General features: G+C 42.8%; 19 protein-coding genes, 1 other RNA gene and 1 pseudogene. 5 read left to right on the top strand and 16 right to left on the bottom strand.

Annotated elements, in window-relative coordinates:
• Positions 1-129: 129 nt before the first annotated feature.
• Positions 130-226, bottom strand: an RNA gene (gene ffs / locus NI465_RS06310) — signal recognition particle sRNA small type.
• Positions 227-520: 294 nt separating this feature from the next.
• On the opposite strand from ffs, the gene NI465_RS06315 reads away from it, so the two are divergent.
• Positions 521-1,318, top strand: a complete 798-nt coding sequence (locus NI465_RS06315; RefSeq protein WP_253144683.1) for a tol-pal system YbgF family protein — start codon at positions 521-523, stop codon at positions 1,316-1,318.
• A 64-nt stretch (positions 1,319-1,382) separates the two neighbouring features.
• On the opposite strand, the gene lpxA is transcribed toward NI465_RS06315, so the two are convergent.
• The 12 genes from lpxA to rimO form a co-directional block, all read right to left on the bottom strand.
• Positions 1,383-2,171 (bottom strand): acyl-ACP--UDP-N-acetylglucosamine O-acyltransferase, encoded by a 789-nt coding sequence (gene lpxA / locus NI465_RS06320; protein WP_247143552.1) that lies wholly within the window; start codon positions 2,169-2,171, stop codon positions 1,383-1,385.
• Positions 2,168-2,653, bottom strand: a complete 486-nt coding sequence (gene fabZ, locus NI465_RS06325; protein WP_026055766.1) for a 3-hydroxyacyl-ACP dehydratase FabZ — start codon at positions 2,651-2,653, stop codon at positions 2,168-2,170. Before fabZ ends, lpxA begins: the two co-directional genes overlap by 4 nt.
• Positions 2,654-2,658: 5 nt before the next feature.
• Entirely contained in the window at positions 2,659-3,729 is a 1,071-nt protein-coding gene (lpxD, locus tag NI465_RS06330) for a UDP-3-O-(3-hydroxymyristoyl)glucosamine N-acyltransferase (RefSeq protein WP_253144685.1), read from the bottom strand.
• 3 nt (positions 3,730-3,732) lie between these two features.
• Positions 3,733-4,230: an OmpH/Skp family outer membrane protein gene (locus NI465_RS06335; protein WP_180087272.1), complete on the bottom strand. Its 498-nt coding sequence runs from the start codon at positions 4,228-4,230 to the stop codon at positions 3,733-3,735.
• 80 nt (positions 4,231-4,310) lie between these two features.
• Positions 4,311-6,755: an outer membrane protein assembly factor BamA gene (bamA, locus tag NI465_RS06340; protein ID WP_180087271.1), complete on the bottom strand. Its 2,445-nt coding sequence runs from the start codon at positions 6,753-6,755 to the stop codon at positions 4,311-4,313.
• Positions 6,756-6,794: 39 nt separating this feature from the next.
• Positions 6,795-8,150, bottom strand: a complete 1,356-nt coding sequence (rseP, locus tag NI465_RS06345) for an RIP metalloprotease RseP (protein WP_071852161.1) — start codon at positions 8,148-8,150, stop codon at positions 6,795-6,797.
• 3 nt (positions 8,151-8,153) lie between these two features.
• Entirely contained in the window at positions 8,154-9,350 is a 1,197-nt protein-coding gene (gene ispC / locus NI465_RS06350) for a 1-deoxy-D-xylulose-5-phosphate reductoisomerase (protein ID WP_005266614.1), read from the bottom strand.
• Positions 9,351-10,175, bottom strand: coding sequence for a phosphatidate cytidylyltransferase (locus NI465_RS06355; RefSeq protein WP_004279883.1), 825 nt, complete (start codon positions 10,173-10,175; stop codon positions 9,351-9,353). It lies immediately after the preceding gene.
• A 3-nt stretch (positions 10,176-10,178) separates the two neighbouring features.
• Entirely contained in the window at positions 10,179-10,931 is a 753-nt protein-coding gene (gene uppS, locus NI465_RS06360; RefSeq protein WP_004646714.1) for a polyprenyl diphosphate synthase, read from the bottom strand.
• Positions 10,932-10,938: 7 nt separating this feature from the next.
• Positions 10,939-11,493: a ribosome recycling factor gene (frr, locus tag NI465_RS06365; protein ID WP_004279885.1), complete on the bottom strand. Its 555-nt coding sequence runs from the start codon at positions 11,491-11,493 to the stop codon at positions 10,939-10,941.
• Positions 11,494-11,573: 80 nt separating this feature from the next.
• Positions 11,574-12,302: a UMP kinase gene (gene pyrH / locus NI465_RS06370; protein WP_004279886.1), complete on the bottom strand. Its 729-nt coding sequence runs from the start codon at positions 12,300-12,302 to the stop codon at positions 11,574-11,576.
• Between the two features lie 46 nt (positions 12,303-12,348).
• Positions 12,349-13,692, bottom strand: a complete 1,344-nt coding sequence (gene rimO / locus NI465_RS06375) for a 30S ribosomal protein S12 methylthiotransferase RimO (protein ID WP_004646712.1) — start codon at positions 13,690-13,692, stop codon at positions 12,349-12,351.
• 341 nt (positions 13,693-14,033) lie between these two features.
• On the opposite strand from rimO, the gene glnL reads away from it, so the two are divergent.
• On the top strand, positions 14,034-15,143 hold the full coding sequence (gene glnL / locus NI465_RS06380; protein WP_005107202.1) for a nitrogen regulation protein NR(II): 1,110 nt from the start codon (positions 14,034-14,036) through the stop codon (positions 15,141-15,143).
• A complete protein-coding gene (gene glnG / locus NI465_RS06385; protein ID WP_004646710.1) occupies positions 15,130-16,605 on the top strand; it encodes a nitrogen regulation protein NR(I) in 1,476 nt (491 codons plus the stop codon). The genes glnL and glnG overlap by 14 nt, the downstream gene beginning before the upstream one ends.
• A gap of 49 nt (positions 16,606-16,654) precedes the next feature.
• Here glnG and NI465_RS06390 read toward each other — a convergent pair whose 3' ends face one another.
• The 3 genes and pseudogenes from NI465_RS06390 to mnmG form a co-directional block, all read right to left on the bottom strand.
• Positions 16,655-16,981 carry a hypothetical protein gene (locus tag NI465_RS06390; RefSeq protein WP_004279890.1) on the bottom strand — a complete coding sequence of 109 codons (327 nt, stop codon included), beginning with the start codon at positions 16,979-16,981 and terminating at the stop codon, positions 16,655-16,657.
• A 133-nt stretch (positions 16,982-17,114) separates the two neighbouring features.
• Positions 17,115-18,320: pseudogene (mhpT, locus tag NI465_RS16830) on the bottom strand (3-(3-hydroxy-phenyl)propionate transporter MhpT).
• Positions 18,321-18,634: 314 nt separating this feature from the next.
• Positions 18,635-20,515 (bottom strand): tRNA uridine-5-carboxymethylaminomethyl(34) synthesis enzyme MnmG, encoded by a 1,881-nt coding sequence (gene mnmG, locus NI465_RS06410; protein WP_004279892.1) that lies wholly within the window; start codon positions 20,513-20,515, stop codon positions 18,635-18,637.
• Between the two features lie 254 nt (positions 20,516-20,769).
• Here mnmG and NI465_RS06415 point away from each other — a divergent pair, with 254 nt between their 5' ends.
• Together NI465_RS06415 and NI465_RS06420 are read left to right on the top strand one after the other, a co-directional pair.
• Positions 20,770-21,237, top strand: a complete 468-nt coding sequence (locus NI465_RS06415) for a hypothetical protein (protein ID WP_253144691.1) — start codon at positions 20,770-20,772, stop codon at positions 21,235-21,237.
• Between the two features lie 144 nt (positions 21,238-21,381).
• Positions 21,382-22,269: a bile acid:sodium symporter family protein gene (locus NI465_RS06420; RefSeq protein ID WP_004646704.1), complete on the top strand. Its 888-nt coding sequence runs from the start codon at positions 21,382-21,384 to the stop codon at positions 22,267-22,269.
• The last annotated feature ends 37 nt before the right edge of the window (positions 22,270-22,306 follow it).

Raw genomic sequence — 22,306 nt, forward strand, 5'->3', positions numbered from 1 at the left:
TAAAATAATAATGATCTGAATCATTAAAATAATAAGATAGTGCTGTTTGATGACATTGAAAAAGGAATGATATTTGAGAATAGAAAACTGCGAATTCGCATTGTTATTATAATAAGAATATGGTGGCAACCCTACCAGCAAAGCTCCGGCACATCATAGTTCTATTACCGTTGCTACCTTCCGGTCCTGGCGGGGTTCATAGAGTACAATTGCGAAGTAACCAGCAGGGCTACCATTACAAAAACAGAGTATAGAGATTTTTAATCAAGTTGCAAGCCTTGTTCCGCAAAATAATCCCTCAAGCTATCCGTTTGATTATTTTAAAAACAATATTGATATTTCTGCTGATTTTTAAGGGATCTTCACAATCAATCCATCAACACTCAGATTCACATGATCTTTGTAAAACCTTGTTGCATTTTCTAAAAATGCCGTTTTTAATGTGTGCAATGTATATGAATGATCTACTTTGAAAAGATGAGCAGCGGATCCGCATCTCACAAAGAATTATGGAAATTTTATGATGTTTAAAAAGACCGTATTGTGTGTAGTGACAGCACTCTTTACCACACCTCTATTTGCCAATATTCCGATTGAATCGCGCGGCTTGAGCCAAGCTACAAATCAAACCACAGTAAATACCCCAGCGGCAATTGCGGCTGGTGCAACTCCAGCAGTTCAAACCAATACCAGCTGGCAAATCATGCAAAAGAACCAGCAGCTCGAGAATGACCTGCGGATTTTGCGCGGTAAAATGGAAGAACAGGAAAATGAGATTGAACGGCTCAAAAATGAACTGACTAATCGTTATGCCGATCTCGATCAGCGTCTTGAACTGTTGCAGCAAAAAATTGAACCTGCTGAAGACAATCCAACGGAGGAAAACCCACAGGATACTGCACCCAGCCTAAGCGCAAATAAGGTCAATACAGCAAGCAGCGGACAGCAACCTGCTGAGCTGGAAAAAGCCGCTTATACCGTGGCTTTAGATGCTTATAAAAATGGCGGTGCAGCCAAAGCCATTGCCCCGATGCAAAACTTTATTAAAAACAATCCGAATAGCGTTTATATCAGCAATGCTTATTTCTGGTTAGCGGAATTCAATCTGGCGATTGACCCACCAAAATTTGATGAAGCGAAACGCAATTATCTGATTGTCGTTGACCGCTATCCAAATTCTGCGAAAGCCTCCACTGCCCTGTATCAGCTTTATAACATCAGCAAAGATGTCGAAAAGAATACTACGCTTGCATCGCAATACAAAACAAAGCTACTGAAGAATTATCCGAAAGCTGAGGAAATAAAATTTCTTAAGTAAAATAGAAATTTCCAAAATAAAAAAGACACCTTAAATAAGGTGTCTTTTTTATTATCTTAAACTTTTAGCGCACAATACCGCGCTTCGACTGTTCAAGAGAATCAATGAGACGCTGTACTTCAGTCACTTCCGGCAAAATTCCTGTACGGATCTGCTCGATTGCTTCCTGAGTCGTTAAACCTGATTTATAAATCAGTTTAAAGGCATCACGTAAACCGCTGATTACGGTCTTCGACCAGCCTTTACGACGCATGCCTTCAATATTCATGGCAAATGCATGCGCAGGATTACCCGACACCATTACATAGGCCGGTACATCTTTCAGAATCAGTGATGCCCCACCAATCATGCTATAAGAATCAATCTTACAGAACTGATGAATGCCCGAGTTTCCGCCAATGACGACATAATCCCCGACATGCACATGTCCAGCCACACCGACATTATTGGCAAAGATATTATAATCTCCAACCATACAGTCATGTGCAATATGAGTATTGACCATGAGCAGGTTATGACTACCGATCTTAGTCAGGCTCTGGTCCTGAACCGTACCACGATGCAGACTGCAATGCTCACGAATCTTGTTGTGATCACCAATCTCAAGCCAGGTTTCTTCACCGGCATACTTAAGATCCTGACACACCTCGCCTACACTGGCGAACTGGAAAATTTCATTATATTCACCTATACGCGTATAGCCACCCACCACTACGTGTGAATGAAGTTTGCTACCCGCACCAATAGTGACATTTGGCCCGATAATACAATATGGGCCAATTTCTACATCAGCAGCAATGACTGCTGACGGGTCAATAATGGCAGTTGGATGAATAAGGGGATTATTGCTCATGCCTGCTCGACTTTTTGATGCGAAACCATAATTTCCGCGGTTGTTGCGACGACGCCATCTACAGTGGCAATACAATTATATTTGTAAATGCCCCGCTTTTGCATCACTAATTCAGATTTTAAAACCAATTGGTCACCTGCAACCACCTGTTTTTTAAATCTAACTTTTTCCGCACCGGCAAACAGAAACAAAGAACCCTCACTTGGCACTTCGTTATTCATCACAAAACCCAGAATTCCAGAGATTTGTGCCAGCGCTTCAACAATCAGTACACCTGGCATAATTGGATAATTCGGAAAATGGCCCTGTAAAAACTCTTCATTAATTGAGACGTTTTTATAACCAACAATGCCATTATCGGTAATTTCGACAACGCGATCAACCAATAAAAATGGATAGCGATGGGGCAAATATTCACGAATCTTTTGAATATTCATTGGCAATTCAGGCTTCGTGAATGTAGGCAAATTCGACTCTGTCATCATAATTATTTACGCAACTTAAATGTTGATTCAATGGACTCAATCTGAGATTGCATATGATCTAGTCGTTTGATCACCTGGGTCAATGGCACATCTGCTAATTGTCTGAGGCGAACCACGGTACGTTTCCATTTCTGGTTTTCAAACAGACCAATCCCGGATGAATATTTTCCAGCTTCAGAAATATTATTTGTCACCATTGACATTCCGGTCAACGTCACATTATCGGCAATATTCAAGTGTCCAGAAATCGCGGAAGCACCACCAATGATACAGTTTTTGCCAATCGAGGTACTTCCTGCTACCGCAGTTTTTGCAGCAATGGCGGTATGTGCACCAATTTTAACGTTATGCGCGATTTGCACAAGATTATCAATGATAACACCCTGTTGCAAAATCGTATCATCCAGCGCACCACGGTCTACGCTACAATTTGACCCAATACGCACATCATCCTCAATGCGTACAGAACCTAATTGCGCAATACGGTGCCATTTACCTTGATAAGGTGCAAAACCAAACCCTTCGCTGCCAATCACGCTATTAGCATGAATACGCACCCGATTACCAATTTTTGCTGCGCCGGTGAGGGTCACATGTGAGTCAATAAAACAGTCCTGACCGATTTCGACATCATCATCGATCTGCACATGCGCCTGAACAATCGTATTCGCACCCACGACACAATGCTCACCAATCACCACATAATGACCAATATAAGCATCGTCCGCGATCATTGCCGACGGGTGAATTTGAGCCGTACTTTCAATGCCACGCTGGCGATGTTTTTTCTCAAAGACATGCGTCAGAATCGCAAAAGCCAGATAGGGATTTGCCACAACAATAAAGTTTTGATGTGAAGTTATCTGTTGTTTTAGTTCAGTCGTGACAATTAAAGCACCTGCCTGACTTTGATTGGCCTGCTCTACATATTTATCGGCATTCACAAATGCCAGATCGTGTGAAGTTGCCTGTTCAAGACTGGCCAAAGCGCTCAAACGCAAATCTGTCTGACCTATGCACTCGCCTTGAACCAGGCGAGCGAGATCAGCTAACTGAAGCTGTTGATGATTCATTGATTATTTAATTGCATTAACCTTTTGAATCATTTTATCAGTTAAATCATATTTAGCATCATAAGCAAGTGCTGAATTTTTATTTAAAACCACATCGAGGTTATTTTCTCTACGTAATTGTTCAGCAATTTGCTTTATACGTGCATCAAATACAGCCCGGATCTGCTGAATCGAGCTTTGAACATTCGTCTGTACAGATTGTTGTAACTGATTCAATTCTTGCAACTTAGCCTGATATTGCGCAGACATTTTCTGTTTTTCAGTCTCACTGAGCTTGGTATTGGATTGAGCACGTTGCTGTAAAGCTTCCAGCTCTTTGCTGAGTTGCTCAATCTTGGTGGTTTGTGGTTGAATTTTTTGCTGAAATATCGTGTTTTGTTGTTTCAGATATGTACTACCTTCAACCACACGCTCCAAGTCAATTACCCCCATGCTAGCCGCTTGAGTCAAAGGAGCAACACTTGACAAAGCCAGACTCATTGCCATAATCATTTTTTTCATATTCTTACTCATTCAAAAAAATTTGCTCACAAAACCTGCAGGCTTTATGAGCAAAATTTAGTTTCTAGGTCAAAACGATTTTAGAAAGTACGTCCAATTTCGAACTGGATGTTTTTAGTATCATCACCGTCTTTTTTATTCAACGGATAAGCATAGCTAAGTGATAGTGGGCCAATCATGGTGATCCAGGTGAAACCTGCACCCACGCTATAGCGCATATTGCCGGCATCAAAATCAAAGTTGTCTTTACAGTATTGACGTAAGTCAGCAGATTGTGAAACATCACAGTTTGTGTCAAAAACTTGCGCACCTTCTGCAAAAAGAACCGGACGAACCTGACGAGCCCAATCCCCTTTAAATGGCACTGGAAGTACCAGCTCAGTACCAAATTGCACTAGAGCATTACCACCCACTTCCTCCGGATCAAAGTTGCTTAAGCCCGCATTTTCTGCATAGACACTGTCATACTTTGGACCTAGAGTACTGTTCTCATAACCACGAACTGAACCGAAACCACCAGCATAGAAATTCTTGTAAAATGGCAGGTCATTACCATAACCCAACTTACCATAACCGCGCAGGACAAAATCTTTGCCTAATGGGAAAAATGCCTGAGCGTCATAAGTGACTTTTTGATACTCGACATCACTGCCTGGCAATGCAATTTCAGCATTCACACGATGTGACATGCCCGTTGTCGGGAACATTGGACGGTTTAAAGTATTATAAGACCAGCCCAAGTTTAAGTTATAAGTTAAATACTCGCCTTGAAATCTGTCTGGTTTTGACACTGTTGTACAAGGATTAGCATCATCTATACAATAAGGACTCTGGCCTATTGATTTACCATCATTAGCTAAAAGGTAGTCACGAACATAGGTGGATACACCATTACCAGTGGTTACTTCAGTCTGATCAACATTCAGACCCAAGCTGACACTCTGGTTTTCATCAATTGGATAACCAAAGTTAATCCCACCACCAAAACTGTCTGTCACATAGTTGTTGACGTTATAGTCATCATCCAGCTTGGTTTTACGGTAATACATGTTATAACCGCGACGCACACCATCAATGGTGAAGTACGGGTCCATCACGCTCAAGTTATAATAATCTTGAGTTTCAGAACGCGACAAATCGATTGAAACACTATTACCGGTACCCAAGAAGTTGGTCTGGCTTAAGCCTGCCTGGAAAGTCACACCACCACTTTGCGAGAAACCGACAGCCAAAGTACTAGTACCTGAATGCTGCTCTTCAACGGCAACATTCAAGTCCACCTGATCTGGTGCACCCGGAATACGTGCAGGTTTGATATCGACAGTTTTAAAGAAACCGGTACGCTCTAGACGGACCTTAGACAGGTCAATTTTTTCATTACTGGCAAGCGCACCTTCCATTTGGCGCATTTCACGACGTAATACTTCATCTGCAGTTTTCGTATTGCCAGTGAAATTAATACGTCTTACCGTAACTTGCTGACCCGGATTAATATAATAATTTAGATCAACCAGTTTGGTTTCGTTGTTAATTTGAGGAACAATATTGACTTCTGCATAGTAATAACCTGCATTACCATACTTACGCTGCAATAACTGCTTAACCGCGTTGACTTTTTCCTGCGAATAAATTTCGCCTTCTTTGAAAATTTGTAAAGCCTGTAATTCTTCAGTCTTATAAAGTGCATCACCTAAATATTTGGTTTGACCAAATTTAAATTGTTCGCCTTCATCCACAGAAACTTCGATGAAAACATTCTTTTTATCTTCACTCAAGTTCAGGCTGGAATTGGTAATATTAAAATTGATATAACCGCGATTCAGATACATGGCACGCAAAGCTTCTAGGCTCGCCGCCATCTTTTCACGTGCATAACGGTCATTACGCGAAATGACCGAACTCCAGCCACTTTCTTTTACGGCAAAGGCCTGCTTGATATCAGACTCTTTAAATACGGTATTCCCGATAATATTGATATCGAAAACTTTAGCCGCTTTACCTTCAATAAAATCAATCAGCAATTCAACACGGTTATTTGGTCGAGGCGTCGTGGTGACCGTAATATCGGCATCATAACGACCTTGCTGCATGTATTGCTGTTCAAGTTCAGTTTCAATAGTTTGCAGCGCTGATTTTTTCAGCACTTCGCCTTCAGCCAGACCCATTTTTTTCAGGCCTTCTTCAAGCGCTTCCTTAGGAATCAGCTTATTGCCTTTCAATTCGATTTTCGAAATAACCGGGCGTTCAACCACTTGGAAAACCAAGGTATTGCCCTGCTGAACGGCTTTAATGTCATCAAACAGGCCTGATGCATACATGCTACGAATTGCATTGGCAATGATTGGATCATTGACCCGATCACCACTGTTAATTGGCACTAGGCCATACACATTGTCAGGAGTTAAACGTACTAATCCATCAAATTTTATATCTTGTACAATGAATTCATCTGCTGCATATACTTGTTGTGCTACTGCCATTGCACTAACGAGTGCCAGAGGCATAAATAAATGTGTGTGCTGCATGCCAGTCTTTTCCGCTGTTAATTTATTCCATTTACGTTGTTATAAACGCATAAAATCATTAAATAATGCCAGAAGCATCATACTGCCGAGCAGTACCATACCAATTTTTAGTCCAACCAATTGTATTTGTTCGGAAACAGGTTTACCACGAATTAATTCAACAAAATAGTAAACCAGATGTCCGCCATCAAGCATTGGAATGGGTAGTAGATTTAATATTCCTAAACTTACACTCATTAGCGCCATAAAGGAAATAAAAGTTTCCCAGCCCATTTCTGCGCTTTGTCCTGCCACTTTGGCAATGGTAATTGGACCTGATAAATTATCCAGACCAATCAGACCGCGTACCATTTTGACAATCGAGTTCAGAATCATCGAAGATAAATGTGCTGTTTTATCAAATGCCATTACCAGTGCTTCGCCTGGCGAGTAATGAATGGTCTGTTTATATTCTGCAGGAATGTTCAGTTTACCCGGATCGCTTTGTACGCCCAGCATACCAGTCACATTGCCCATATTGTCACGTTTACCTTGTGGCATGACTTCCAGCTGAACCACCTGATTTTCGCGTAGTACATCCATTTTGAGTAATTTTTCTGGAGATGCCTGTACCACCTGCACCACATCAAACCAGTCTTTCATCTGAACGCCGTCAATGGCCAGAATCTTGTCGCCTTCTTTCAAACCTTGACGGATGGCTGCACCATCTTCACTCAGTTTGCTGATCACTGCCGGAATTTCTGGCCGATAAGGCAAGAAACCCAGGCTTTCTAGTGGCGATTGACTTTGATCTTTTAAATAGTTTTGAATCGGCAACTGGAACAATTTGTTTTCACCAGCGCGATCTGCCTGAATAGAAACCACACCAGTTTCACCAACACGATCCACCAAGGCATAACTGAGTTTTTCCCAGGTTTCCACCTGAGTACCATCCACAGCTACAATTTTGTCGCCCGGCTGCATTTGTACGGTTGCAGCAGGCGTATTTGGTAAAATTTTGCCTACACGGGTATTGAGCTGTTCTTGTGCCGGTAAAAATAACACCCAGAATAGAAGAACTGCAAAAATCAGGTTGATTAATGGTCCCGCTGCCACGATGGCGATTCGTTTCCACGGATGCTGACGATTGAAGGCTTTGGGTAAGTCCTCTTCAGAGACATTACCTTCGCGTTCATCCAGCATCTTGACATAGCCACCCAAAGGCAAGGCAGACAATTGATACTGAATTCCGGATTTTTTCGAGGTCCATTTTAATAATGTTGGCCCAAATCCAATGGAATAGACCAATACTTTAACGCCCAGTTTACGCGCCACAATATAGTGACCGAACTCATGAATCGCAATTAAGGGACCGAGTAAGAGAATTGCAGCGGCAATCATAAACAAGGCATTCATATCTTAACTTCCTTTATTCACAACATATTGCTGTGATAAACCTCGCGCCATTTGATCTGCTTGCAAGATAGCCTCCAGATCATGTGCGGGTTGATTGTCCATCTGATTTAGGACGTGCTCAACTACCTGAGGAATTTGGGTAAATCTGATCTGTTGATTTAAAAATGCAGCAACTGCAATTTCATTGGCCGCATTTAAAATTGTCGGTGCAATTCCGCCACTCTGCATGGCCTGACGGGCCAATTTTAATGCAGGGAAACGGAGCATATCCGGTTCTTGAAAATTAAGTTGTGAATGCATAAACAGATCCAGTGGCGCCACATGCGTACTAATACGCTCAGGCCATGCCAAAGCATGTGCAATAGGCGTGCCCATATCCGGATTACCCATTTGTGCCAAAGTCGAACCATCAACGTATTGAACCATGGAGTGAATAATACTCTGTGGATGCACAACAACTGTAACAAATTGTTCTTGAACTGCAAACAAATGACAGGCTTCGATCAATTCTAAGCCTTTATTCATCAAGGTAGCAGAATCGACTGAAATTTTTTGACCCATGGACCAGTTAGGATGCTTGCAAGCTTGGGCAGGTGTGACCTCTTCAAGTTGCTGTATGCTGTGGTTCAGAAACGGCCCACCCGACGCGGTCAGCAGAATCTGGGATACACCCAGTTTGGGCTTGCCATGACGCTCTGCCTCAAAATAATGCGGTGGCAGACATTGGAAAATCGCGTTATGTTCGGAGTCAACGGGAAGCAATAAGGCACCATGATCGCGCGCTGCCTGCATCATGATGTCACCTGACATCACCAAGGCTTCTTTATTGGCCAGCAGTACGCGTTTACCCGCTTTCACTGCAGCCAATGTCGGCAACAAGCCTGCAGCACCGACAATTGCCGCCATAACGATATCAACATCCGCGTGTTCAGCCACAGCGATTAAACCGGCTTCATCTTGCAGAATTTCAATATCAGATAAATGGTGTTGCTGAAGTAGTTTTGAAAGTTCATCTACTTTTTCAGCCGGCACCACCACCACTTTAGGACAGTATTGCCGGCAAATTTCAACCAGCTCCTCGATACGACTTTGCGCGGTCACAGCAAAAACCGAGTATGCTTCAGGATGTCGCTGCAAGATTTTTAAAGTACTTTGACCAATGGAACCTGTAGCACCCAGTATACAAACTGCTTGTGACATTTATAAATCTACACCAATAAGTTTTAAAACAGCCATACCTGCTGCAAAGATTGGAGCTGCAGCAAGCAAAGAATCAATACGATCCAGTACTCCGCCATGTCCTGGCAAAATTCGACCTGAATCCTTAATACCGGCACGACGTTTGATCATGGATTCAAACAGGTCACCCAGTACCGAACTAAATACTGTAACGACAGATAAAATCAGGAATAAAATTAGTTCTGGCCAGGTCATATCCAGATAAAGCAAGGCGACTGCCGTTACAATCAGCATTGAGGTAACGATACCGCCATACAACCCTTCTACCGATTTGTTGGGACTAACATTCGGCGCCAACTTTTTCTTGCCGAATTTACGACCCACAAAATATGCACCACTATCTGCGCCCCATACCAGTAAAAACAGGTACATCAGCCACCACGGTGAACTTTGCCAGACAGAGAAAATTGCAGTAACCGCAGCAGAGATCAGAACTACGCCGATTCCGTGCAGGCTGGCGTTGTACCAGCCATCATATTCAGGATAGGTTTTAACCCAGTAAATGCTGAGCAACCAGGTAATTATAGAAGCTACCCATAACAATAAGGCAACTTCGGCAAAATACAATGCCAAAGCTGAAAGTGCCGCAGTGAGCACTCCATATCCCCAAGCAACAGGTTTGATGACATGTTTAAATTTTCGCGGCATGAGTTTGAACCACTCATAGCCGGCCACCCCAGCAGCAAGAACCATCAATACAAACATTGGATAATGTGATTCGGTAGCAAACATACAGCTCAGTACAACTGCTACCAACACCAATGCGGTTATAATCCGCTCAAACATGTATTAATTCTCAAGTTTTTCCTGATGAATCTGTTCTGATGTTTTACCAAAACGACGTTCACGCCCACCAAATACGGCAAGTGCATCATCAAGTTCTTCAACGGTAAATTCTGGCCATAGCGTCTCAGTGAAATAAAGCTCTGCATAGGCTGCCTGCCACAACAGGAAATTCGAAAGACGGAAATCTCCACCCGTACGAATCAGCAGATCAACTGCAGGTAAATCACCGAGGCTGACATATTGACCAAATACATCAGTATTAATTGCATCAAGATCTAATTTATTTGTTAAAACATCGCTGGCAATTCGCTGTGCAGCTTGTGCCATATCCCACATACCACCATAACTGATTGCAATAGTGAGTGTCATACTATTGAAATTAGCAGTCCTTTCTTCGGCATGCAACATAAGTCCCTGTAATTCTGGGGACAAACGGCTGCGATCACCGATAAAGCGTAAGGCAATATTGAATTTTTCCATGCGGGGCAATTGTTCATGAATGGTATCAACCAGCAATTTCATGAGCAATTCAACTTCAAACTGTGGACGATTCCAGTTTTCACTGGAAAAGGCAAATACAGTTAAAGCCTGGATATTTCTTTTTTTACAGTGTTCAACAATCGGATCCAGAACCGTTTTTCCTTCACGGTGTCCATCACCTTTCTGCATCTGATTTTTTTTGGCAAAACGATTGTTGCCATCCATGATGATGGCAACATGTTTCGGAAGACGGGGATTTTCTTCAGCAACGGTCATCGATGAATTAGACCTTCATCAATTCAGCTTCTTTCGCAGCCAAGCGCTTGTCAACTTCAGCAACAAATTTGTCGGTAATTTTCTGGATTTCGTCAGCAGCACGACGCTCTTCATCTTCAGAAATTTCTTTTTCTTTCAACAAAGCTTTGATATCGCCCAATACATCACGACGAATGTTACGGATCGCTACTTTGGCATTTTCTGCTTCATTACGCGCAACTTTTTGCATGTCACGACGCGTTTCTTCAGTCAACGCAGCCATCGGTACACGAATCGCATCTGCTGTAATTGGGTTTAGACCCAAATCAGATTCACGAATCGCTTTATCAATTGCAGAAACCATTGAACGTTCGAAAGGCTGGATTAACAAAGTACGTGAATCTTCAACACCTACGTTTGCCACCTGGTTCAATGGAACGTCTGAACCATAGTAAGAAACCATCACGTTATTTAAAATTGATGGATGCGCACGACCGGTACGAACTTTTGCAAAACCATGCTCTAGAGATTCTAGAGTTTTGTTCATACGGTCTTCGCTGTCTTTTTTAAGATCGTTAATCATATGATCTTCCTTACTTAATTCTTGAAAAGAGGTTATTACTAAATTAGCGTGTAGTATAAAGTGCTTTGGTGCTCACGTCATTAATTGGTAACGTGAGTCCCTTCTTTTTCACCCATCACAACGGAAAGCAATGCGCCAGATTTATTCATATCGAATACTTGTAGCGGCACGTTGTGATCACGACATAAACAGATTGCAGTTAAGTCCATCACACCCAGCTTTTCGTCCAGAACTTGGTCAAAAGTCAATGTGTCATATTTAACCGCATCATCATATTTGCTTGGATCTTTATTATATACGCCATCAACTTTGGTCGCTTTCAAGATCAAGTCTGATTCGATTTCAATACCACGTAAACAGGCAGCTGTATCTGTCGTAAAGAACGGATTACCTGTACCTGCCACGAATACACACACTTCACCCTGAGTCAGGTGACGGATTGCATCACGGCTTGAGTAAGACTCAACCACGGCACCAATTGGCAATGCAGACATTAAACGGGTTTTAATATTACGGCGCACCAAAGCGTCGCGAAGTGCCAAACCGTTCATGACTGTTGCCAGCATACCCATCTGGTCGCCAGTTACACGGCCAACCAGACCATCTTTTTGTAGCTGGCTACCGCGATACAGGTTACCACCACCCACAACAATACCTACTTGTACGCCTAAACCCACGAGGTGCGCAATAGAAAGTGACATCTGATCGAGCACTTGTGCATCGATCCCCATGTCTTTATTGCCTGCCAGCGCCTCACCAGAAAGCTTTAACAGGATGCGACCAAAGCGTGGCTTTTTAGAATCCAACATCATCAAACTCCAAAGTATTCAATTTAAATTTTTTTAATTCAAAATCTTAAGCAGACTTGACTGAAATGAGTTTTGCATACAGATCGTATTCATCTGCATCAGTAATTTCGACTTCAAGTAAATCCCCCGCCTTGATGACGCTTTTATCGATATCTTCAACAAAAACATTACCATCAATTTCAGGTGCATCTGCATAAGAACGCGCAACCGCTACCGGGAATTCATCTTCCAGGTCATCTACCAGCACAGTCATGGTCTGACCGATACGTTTTTGGAGTTTGGCTGCCGAGATTTCTTGCTGAACCTGCATGAAACGCTCATAACGCTCTTGTTTAATTTCTTCAGGAACGTGATCTGGCAAATCATTTGCTGTCGCACCTTCAACTGGCGAATAGGTGAAACATCCCACACGATCCAGTTGGGCTTCTTTCAACCAGTCCAATAGCATCTGGAAGTCTTCTTCGGTTTCACCCGGGAAGCCCACCACAAATGTTGAACGGAGTACCAAATCAGGACATTTCTCACGCCAGATTTTCAAACGCTCCAGTGTATTTTCACTGTGCGCAGGTCGTTTCATTAGTTTGAGAATTTTTGGACTTGCGTGCTGGAATGGAATATCCAGATAAGGCAGGATTTTGCCTTGTGCCATCAGGTCAATTACTGCATCTACATGCGGATACGGGTAAACATAGTGCAAACGCACCCAGATTCCCAACTGACCTAATGCTTCACACATGTCATAGAATTTGGTTTTAACCGGCTGGCCATTCCAGAAATCCAGCTTGTATTTCGTGTCCAGGCCATAAGCAGAAGTATCCTGGGAGATGACGAGTACTTCTTTTACACCGGCACGTTTCAGCGCTGCAGCTTCATCAAGCACAGAACCGACTGGACGTGAAACCAGATCGCCACGCATGCTTGGAATAATACAGAAGGTACAACGATGGTTGCAGCCTTCAGATATTTTCAGATAAGCATAGTGTTTTGGCGTCAGGCGGATGCCTTGTTCTGGAACCAGATCAATAAATGGATTGTGTTTTGGCGGCTCAGGCACGTATTGATGAACCGCATCCATAACTTCTTTATATGCCGCTGCACCTGTCACTTTCAGGACATTGGGATGCATTTGGCGAATCTTGTCTTCGTCTTTACCTAGACAACCTGTTACGATCACGCGACCATTCGCGCTCATCGCCTCACCAATCGCATCTAGCGATTCTTGCACTGCGGATTCAATGAAACCACAGGTATTTACTACAACTAAATCAGCACCGTCATAATCCGAAGCGACGTCATAACCTTCAGTCTTTAACTGGGTTAAAATACGTTCAGAATCTACCAATGCCTTAGGACAACCTAAAGATACAAAACCGACTTTGGGGGACTTCATGAATTTTCGCTCTACTAGAATGCGCGTATTGTATGTCTTTTCGCATCATAAAAATAGTTGAAAACCTGACTCTTTGCATCATGCACTAAAATATTGCCATAAAATATTCAACATACTTACCAATGCACCAAAATGAATCATTTTAGATTTACAGCCTCAATTTAATCCGCTATATCTAAGATGAATTGTGTTGCTCTGTCACATTTCTGCATTTCATCGCAATAAATAATCTCTAGTCATAAAAGTTGGCGTGCATCTTGCATCAAATCAGAACTTAAAATTGATTAAATTGCTTTATGAAGATGCCATTGCGCCATTTTAATACAGGAACAAACCCGCGAATGGATCAAATTATTCCGATCGACTATCGTGCTTTAGTGGACAATATGACCACGTGTATCTTATTGATAGACCGCGATCTTAATATTTATTATCTGAATTCTGCCTGTGAAGCCTTATTTGATGTGAGCTTATTCCGCGCGAGCGGCACATCTGTGCTCAATATTTTGCAAAACCCGACAGATGAGTTCAATACCGAAGAAGCCCTGAATAATACTTTAACTACGGGACAACCTTATACACGCCGCGAAGCCACTATTCTGGTCAACTTTAAAGACATTCATGTCGACTACACTGTTTCTCAGCTAAATCTGGGTAAACCTTATCATCCGTTGCTGCTCATTGAACTCAATCCTCGCGATCGCATGTTAAAAATTTCACGCGAAGAAAATCTGCTGCAACAGCATCAGGTAGCGCGTCAGCTGATTCGCGGTGTCGCGCATGAAATCAAAAATCCACTCGGTGGCATTCGCGGGGCGACTCAACTCCTGGCACGCAGTTTGAATGATCCACAATACAAAGAATTTACCGACATTATTATTAGCGAAGTGGATCGACTGAGAAATCTGGCCGATACCATGCTCGGTTCACGCCAGCTTCCGAGCTATGAGCTGGTCAATGTGCATGAACCTCTGGAACGGGTGCGTTCACTGATTGCCAATCAGACCAAAAAGAAAATCAAGATTACCCGGGATTACGACCTGTCCTTGCCTGAAGTGCTGGCAGACCGTGATCAATTGATTCAGGTCATTTTGAATATTTGCGCCAATGCCGTACAGGCCATGACCGAGAACAAGGAATTCTTTGTCGAACATCAACCGGAACTGATTTTAAGAACCCGGATTCAGCGTCTCTTTACCATTAACGGGGTGATTCACCGCTCTGTAGTACGGATTGATATTGAAGATAATGGCCCAGGTGTTCCGGAAGAGATTATCGAATCGGTGTTTTATCCGCTGGTCACCAGCCGTGCCAAAGGGACCGGACTGGGCCTCAGTATTGCTCAAAATATTATTCATCAGCACAACGGCATGATCGAGTGTCAGTCTGTGGCTGGAAAAACCGTCTTTAGCTTATATTTACCTTGGGAGTCGAATCATGTCGCGAAATAAAATATGGGTGATTGATGACGATCGTGCCATGCGCTGGGTACTGGAAAAGACCTTTAAAGAAGAAGGTCTGGATGTTACCAGTTTTGAAGAAGCACAATCTGCACTGGATCAATTGAGTCTGGAAGCACCTGATGTGATTCTGACCGACATCCGTATGCCAGGAATTGATGGTCTTACTTTCCTGGGCAAAGTCAAACACAATTATCCTGACTTGCCTGTGATTATTATGACGGCACATTCAGACTTAGAGTCGGCTGTATCCAGTTATCAAACTGGTGCTTTTGAATATCTGCCTAAGCCTTTTGATATTGATGAAGCACTGGCGCTGGTAAATCGTGCAATTTTACATATCACCAAGCTACAGCAACAAGAATCAGCAAAAGCGGCTCCACCAATTCAATCTACCGAAATTATTGGTGAATCGCCTGCCATGCAGGAAGTGTTTCGTGCCATTGGCCGTTTATCACAATCGCATATTACCGTGTTGATTAATGGTGAGTCTGGTACAGGTAAAGAACTGGTAGCGCATGCCCTGCATCGTCATTCACCACGCAGCTCAAAACCTTTTATTGCCCTCAATATGGCGGCGATTCCAAAAGACCTGATCGAAACTGAACTTTTCGGCCATGAGAAAGGTGCATTTACCGGTGCTAATACCCAGCGCCAAGGTCGTTTTGAACAGGCAAATGGCGGTACGCTGTTTTTAGATGAAATTGGCGATATGCCATTTGAGACCCAGACCCGTTTATTGCGTGTCCTAGCCGATGGAGAGTTCTACCGAGTTGGCGGTCATATTCCGGTTAAGGTCGATGTGCGTATCGTGGCTGCAACACATCAGGATCTGGAAAAACTGGTCCATGATGGTCGTTTCCGTGAAGACTTGTATCACCGCCTGAATGTAATTCGTATTCATATTCCAAAACTGGCACATCGCAGTGAAGATATTCCGATGCTGGCGCAGCATTTTCTGGCACGTGCCGGAAAGGAACTTGGGGTCAATCCAAAGATTCTGCGTCCTGAAACTCAGGAATATATGCAAAAATTGCCATGGCAAGGTAACGTGCGTCAACTTGAGAACACCTGTCGCTGGCTGACTGTCATGATCACAGGTCGTGAAGTCTATCCGGAAGACTTGCCACCTGAGCTGAAACAGATTCCAATTCATCAGCAGGATCCGGGTGCGCCAATTCCAACGCTGAACCAGATCGCACCGCATCACTGGGATGAATTGCTGGGTCAATGGGCGATGCAGAAACTCAAAAATGGTGAAATGAAACTTCTGGATGTTGCGACGCCAATGTTTGAACGCACCTTGATCAATGCAGCCTTGCAACAAACCCGTGGCCGTAAACGTCATGCCGCAGAACTTTTAGGTTGGGGTCGCAACACTTTAACGCGCAAGCTTAAAGAATTGGGCATGGATACTACGGATGATGAAATCGAAGAAGAAATAGAAAGTTAATCTTTCCATATAAAAAAGCGCCGATTGGCGCTTTTTTATTGATGATGATTTATGCAGTAAAACCCACATAGCGGAAATACCCATCTATGCCCAGATCAGACTTATATATCAGATAATTTGAATAAGTCGCCTGGGTGATTTCATCCAGCATATTCACCTGATCATCATTGGCATGCAGATCATCTACAGAACGCGGCATGCTGTGCTCGAATTCATCCGTCATATATTCAAAGCCAATATCCATGGCAATAAACAGGGTATGTTCACAAGGTTGCACATACTGCTCTTCTGCCCAATCAATCACGTTGTGCTGACAATGTGGACAGGCAATATTATCAGTGGCCTGAATCGAGAGTGGAATAAGTTGATAAGCCATATAAAAATCAATCTGTTTACTATCCGTATATTTTAGCAAATTTTATAGACTGACTTTATTCAATTAAAAACCTCGACGATAAAAAAAGGAATCTTCAGATTCCCTTTTTGTATTGACAGATATCAATGATCAATTACTTATGAGCAGCCTTATAACGTGATAGTGCGGTGACAGCTACTGCCGATACGACCACTGCTGGCAAACTTGCCACAAGAATGCCCGTCGTTCCCAAACCTAATGCCAGAATTTTTCCAGTTAATAATGGTCCAGTCATCGCCCCTAAACGTCCTAGAGAGATCGCACTACCCACACCGGTGACTTTACCTGCGCCTGAATAAAAAATTGGTGAGATCCCATACAGAATAGATTGGCCACCTGTAGAGAAAATACCCCCATGACTCTCGCCAAAATTAATAACGGAATAGAAGTTGTGGTGAATAACAATACCAAGGCAACAAACAAGCCACTATAAATGATGGTCGCCATTTGCCAAAGCTTTAAACGATCCAGTAAATAACCTAGGCTCAGGGTTCCAATAACCGCGCCCACCTGGAACACCAACATCACCAGAAATGCCTGTTGTTTCTGCAAACCTTGTTCCATAAGCAAGTTAGGTAACCAGCTGATCAAAATATAATTGATCATCAAGGTAAAAAAGAAACCAACCCAAAGAGGCACTGTATTTTTATACTGTTGCTGCTTGAACAACACCTCAGCCATTCCCGGCACAGCTTCGCCAGAAACCGGTACTTCCCGCATTCACTTTAGGCTTATCTTTAAGAATAAATGCCATCAATGGAATCAGTGCTAAAGGCGTTAATCCCCCAATCAGGAACAAGGTTTGCCATTGAATCTCCGGAAGCAACATGGCCAGACCGGCAACAAAGATCGCCCCTACCGGCAAACCACAATACATCAGACTATTTAGCTTGCCACGGTTGGCTTCCGTTGCTTCATCACCGACGACTGAAATCATGGTTGGCATTGCCGCACCTAAACCCAAACCAGTAAAGAAACGCGCTGCATATAAAACTTCGATGCTTGGCGCAATTGCAGTCAACGACATGAACAGACCAAAAATAGTCACAGAAAGCATTAGGACTTTCTTTTGTCCTAGATAATCTGCAATACGTCCGCCAAAGAATGCGCCAAACAGCATTCCAAAGACACCCAGACTAAATACATAGCCCATTTGGATTTGATCTAAACCAAAGCTTGCTGCAATTCCTTTCGCCGCAATCCCGGGAGCTTGAAGGTCAAAACCTTCAAAAAATGCGACCCAGAAACATAAGAATATCGTTAATATTTTTTGGGCTTTTTCGCTGTATGACTGTGCCATGACTGATCTCCATCAATAATTCACAAACCGTTTAATAGTCTGACGATCCGTTGCATTATTCTTAACCTAATCTTAATAGAGAAATAGCACGACAATAGTCGGGTTTAAGTACATCAGCATGTGTAAATATCATCTAAATTAGACCTAAAAGATTGTATTTATAGACTTAATACATCTTAATAATATTTATTATATATATTTATCAATAACTTAATTTAATAGTAGTTATTTTTAATTCAACGATAGTCAAAACTTATACAAAACTACAAGCCGATAAAAAGCCCGCTTAATGCGGGCTTTTTTAGCGCAAAATCTTAAGCAGATTTCTTTGCTTGTGCATTCTTACGAATTGTAATCATCACCAGTTGAACTGCTGCAGGGGTTACACCTGGAATACGACTGGCTTGCGCCAATGTTTCAGGACGAACATCTTTCAGTTTCAGGGTAATTTCACGGGACAGACCTGACACGATGTCATAATCGAAATCCGCAGGAATACGGGTTTCTTCAAGACGTTTCATTTGTGCGACGTCTTCATGCTGACGATTAATATAACCCGCATATTTCACTGCAATTTCAATTTGCTCACCGACAAATGGTGATACTTCAGAATTGGTTAACTCTGCAATTTGAGCAAATGAAATGTTTGGACGTTTCAACAAATCAATCGCCGAACATTCTTTAGACAGGTCTGCACCGGTCATCTCAACGAATTTCTTACCCATTGGGTTATTTGGTGCGGCCCACAAGTGTTGCAAACGGCCTGTTTCTTTTTCCACTGCTTCCATTTTCTCACAGTACACTGCCCAACGCGCGTCATCCACCAGACCCATTTCACGACCAATGGCTGTTAAACGCTGATCTGCGTTATCTTCACGCAGCATCAAACGGTATTCGGCACGTGAGGTGAACATACGGTATGGTTCTTTGGTACCTAATGTGATCAGGTCATCGACCAGAACACCCATGTATGCTTCATCACGTTTTGGCGTCCATTGCTCCTGATCCCAAGCACGGCGTGCAGCGTTCAAGCCTGCAAGCAAACCCTGCGCACCCGCTTCTTCATAACCGGTTGTGCCGTTGATTTGACCGGCGAAATACAAGTTATTAATTGCTTTGGTTTCAAGGGTAAATTTCAACGCTTGTGGGTTGAAATAATCGTATTCAATGGCATAGCCCGGACGAAGAATGTGCGCATTTTCCATACCACGGATCGAGCGAACCAGTTCAAACTGAACGTCGAACGGTAAAGAAGTCGAAATACCATTTGGATAAAGCTCATGTGTATCCAAGCCTTCAGGCTCCAAGAAGACTTGGTGAGAATCTTTATCGGCAAAACGGTGAATCTTATCTTCAATCGATGGGCAATAACGTGGTCCAACACCTTCGATCACACCCGTGTACATCGGTGAACGGTCTAAACCGCCACGAATGATTTCATGCGTGCGTTCATTGGTATGCGTGATATAGCAATTTACCTGCTCAGGATGCATAGACACATCCCCCATGAATGACATGGTCGGAGATGGGAAATCACCCGGCTGTGGTGTCATCACAGAGAAATCCACTGAACGCGCGTCAATACGTGGTGGTGTACCTGTTTTTAAACGACCTACTGGCAAGTTTAATTCACGCAAACGATGTGCAAGTGAAATAGATGGCGGATCACCAGCACGACCACCGCTAGATTTCTCCAGACCAACGTGGATGACACCACCTAAGAATGTACCTGCTGTCAGCACCACAGTTTTCGCATCAAAACGGATACCCATTTGGGTAACCACACCTTTAACGGTATCGCCTTCAACAATCAGGTCATCTGCGGCTTGCTGAAAAATATCAAGGTTTGCTTGGTTTTCTAATGTTTCCCGAATAGCCGCTTTATAACGTACACGGTCCGCCTGCGCACGTGTTGCACGTACTGCAGCACCTTTACGCGAGTTCAAAATACGGAATTGAATACCGCCTTTATCGGCAGCCAGTGCCATCGCACCGCCCAAGGCATCAATTTCACGCACCAAATGCGATTTACCAATACCACCGATAGCCGGGTTACAGCTCATCTGCCCTAAAGTCTCAATGTTATGAGTTAAGAGTAAAGTCTGTCGACCCATACGCGCTGCAGCCAGAGCCGCTTCCGTACCGGCGTGACCGCCACCGATAACAATGACATCGTATACTTTAGGATAATGCATAGTGGTAATTGAGAGATAAAAAAGAATAGCTGAGCATTATAGCAAATTTCACTCTAAAGTAGACAAATTCAGTTGAATTTATCCTGAGATAAATCGCACTTAACTCGCATAACAATAAAGCACTGTAATTTAACTTTGCAGAGGAACTATATAAATTAAACATATAAGCTGAGAAATTTACTCGATTTGCATTGTTTAATCTCGCGCATTTTTTAATCTATATATTGGTTACATTACAAACAAAGGTATAAAAGATGAATAAGAATATTTTCCTCTCAACCGTTCTATGTGGTTTATGTTTTGCGCCATTTGCTGCATCAGCGAATGATAAGGTCGAAACCATTTATAATGCACAAAAGTACCAACAGGTTTGTAAAGGCAAATCCCAAGGTGCACAAGTCAGTTTTGCCTATCGCGGCATTATCTGGAATGGTACCTGTGAACCGCAGTTTTTCGCTTCATCCAAAAACGCTTCAATCAAAGGCGATGAAGCCGAACTCATGAGTACTTGTAGCGGCAACAGTGGTGCAACCACTGCCACCATTAATGGTGCCGAAGTCAAAGGTAAATGTGCATTAGGCTTTATGCCACCACGCCCTCAGGGACAATCTCAGATGCAAAGTCAGCCAATGCAGCCACCGATGCAAAGCCAACCAATGCAGCATCAGATGAACCAGCCAGCACAGCCTGACTCACCAATGCAAGGCCAGCCAGGTATGTAGCCGATATATATCTAAATAGTTTAGATTTCAAGTAAAAGTTTTGACGGGCAAAGTGACTGCATTTTGCCCGTTTTTTATTGCTTATTTATTCATCTAGGCTAAACTCAAAATATATCTATAAATGTATAATAAAAAGGCAAATTCATGGATTCGGGGTTTTTTAGCGTTTTTTTGCCAATTACATTGGCAATCATGATGATGGGGCTGGGGCTAGAACTCACCATCAAAGATTTCCTGCGCTTAAGTCGCTATCCTAAAGTCATTTTTATTACTTTATTTGCGCAGTTAGTCCTATTACCCAGTATTGCTTTTTTTATTTGTCTGATTTTGGACTTGCCCGCTTTGCTTGCTGTAGGTCTGATGTTGCTAGCCGCCTCACCTGGCGGCCCAACCGCGAACCTGTTTAGCTACATATATAAAGGTGATGTGGCACTGAATATTACTCTAACCGCCATTAATACCATCATTTCTATTTTTACCCTACCCTTTATTATCAATCTATCCTTACACTACTTTATGAGTCATGACTCAAACGTGACTTTTCCAGCTGAAAAGATTGTGCAGGTGTTTTTAATTACCTTGATTCCCGTGATCATGGGTATGCTGCTTCGGGCCAAATTTCCAAACCTGTCAATTACTGTCAGCAGGCCCATGCGCTTACTCTCTATCGGTTTTCTAACCATCCTATTGATATTCGCCATTTTCAGAGAACGTTCGAATTTGGTCGAATACTTTGCCAATATTGGTGCAGTAACTGCGATTTTATGTTTTTCCAGCCTGTTTATTGGCTATTGCATTCCTTTACTCATGGGTATTCCAGAGAAAATGGCACGCGCCTGTACCTTTGAAATTGGCATTCATAACACTGCCATTGCGCTGACGATTGCGATATCGGTCTTAAATAATGTCACGATGGCTATTCCTGCAGGCATTTATACAATTTTCATGTACAGTTTCGCCACTATTTTCGGTGTGCTAATTAGCCGCCAGCAAGTGGTGTATAGCAACAAAGGGCGTTTATCAGATTTGTAATTTATTTGGCTGATTCTGCTATAAGGCTGTATGCTTT

The organism is Acinetobacter lwoffii, from assembly GCF_024129855.1.
Classification (GTDB): Bacteria; Pseudomonadota; Gammaproteobacteria; order Pseudomonadales; family Moraxellaceae; genus Acinetobacter; species Acinetobacter lwoffii_L.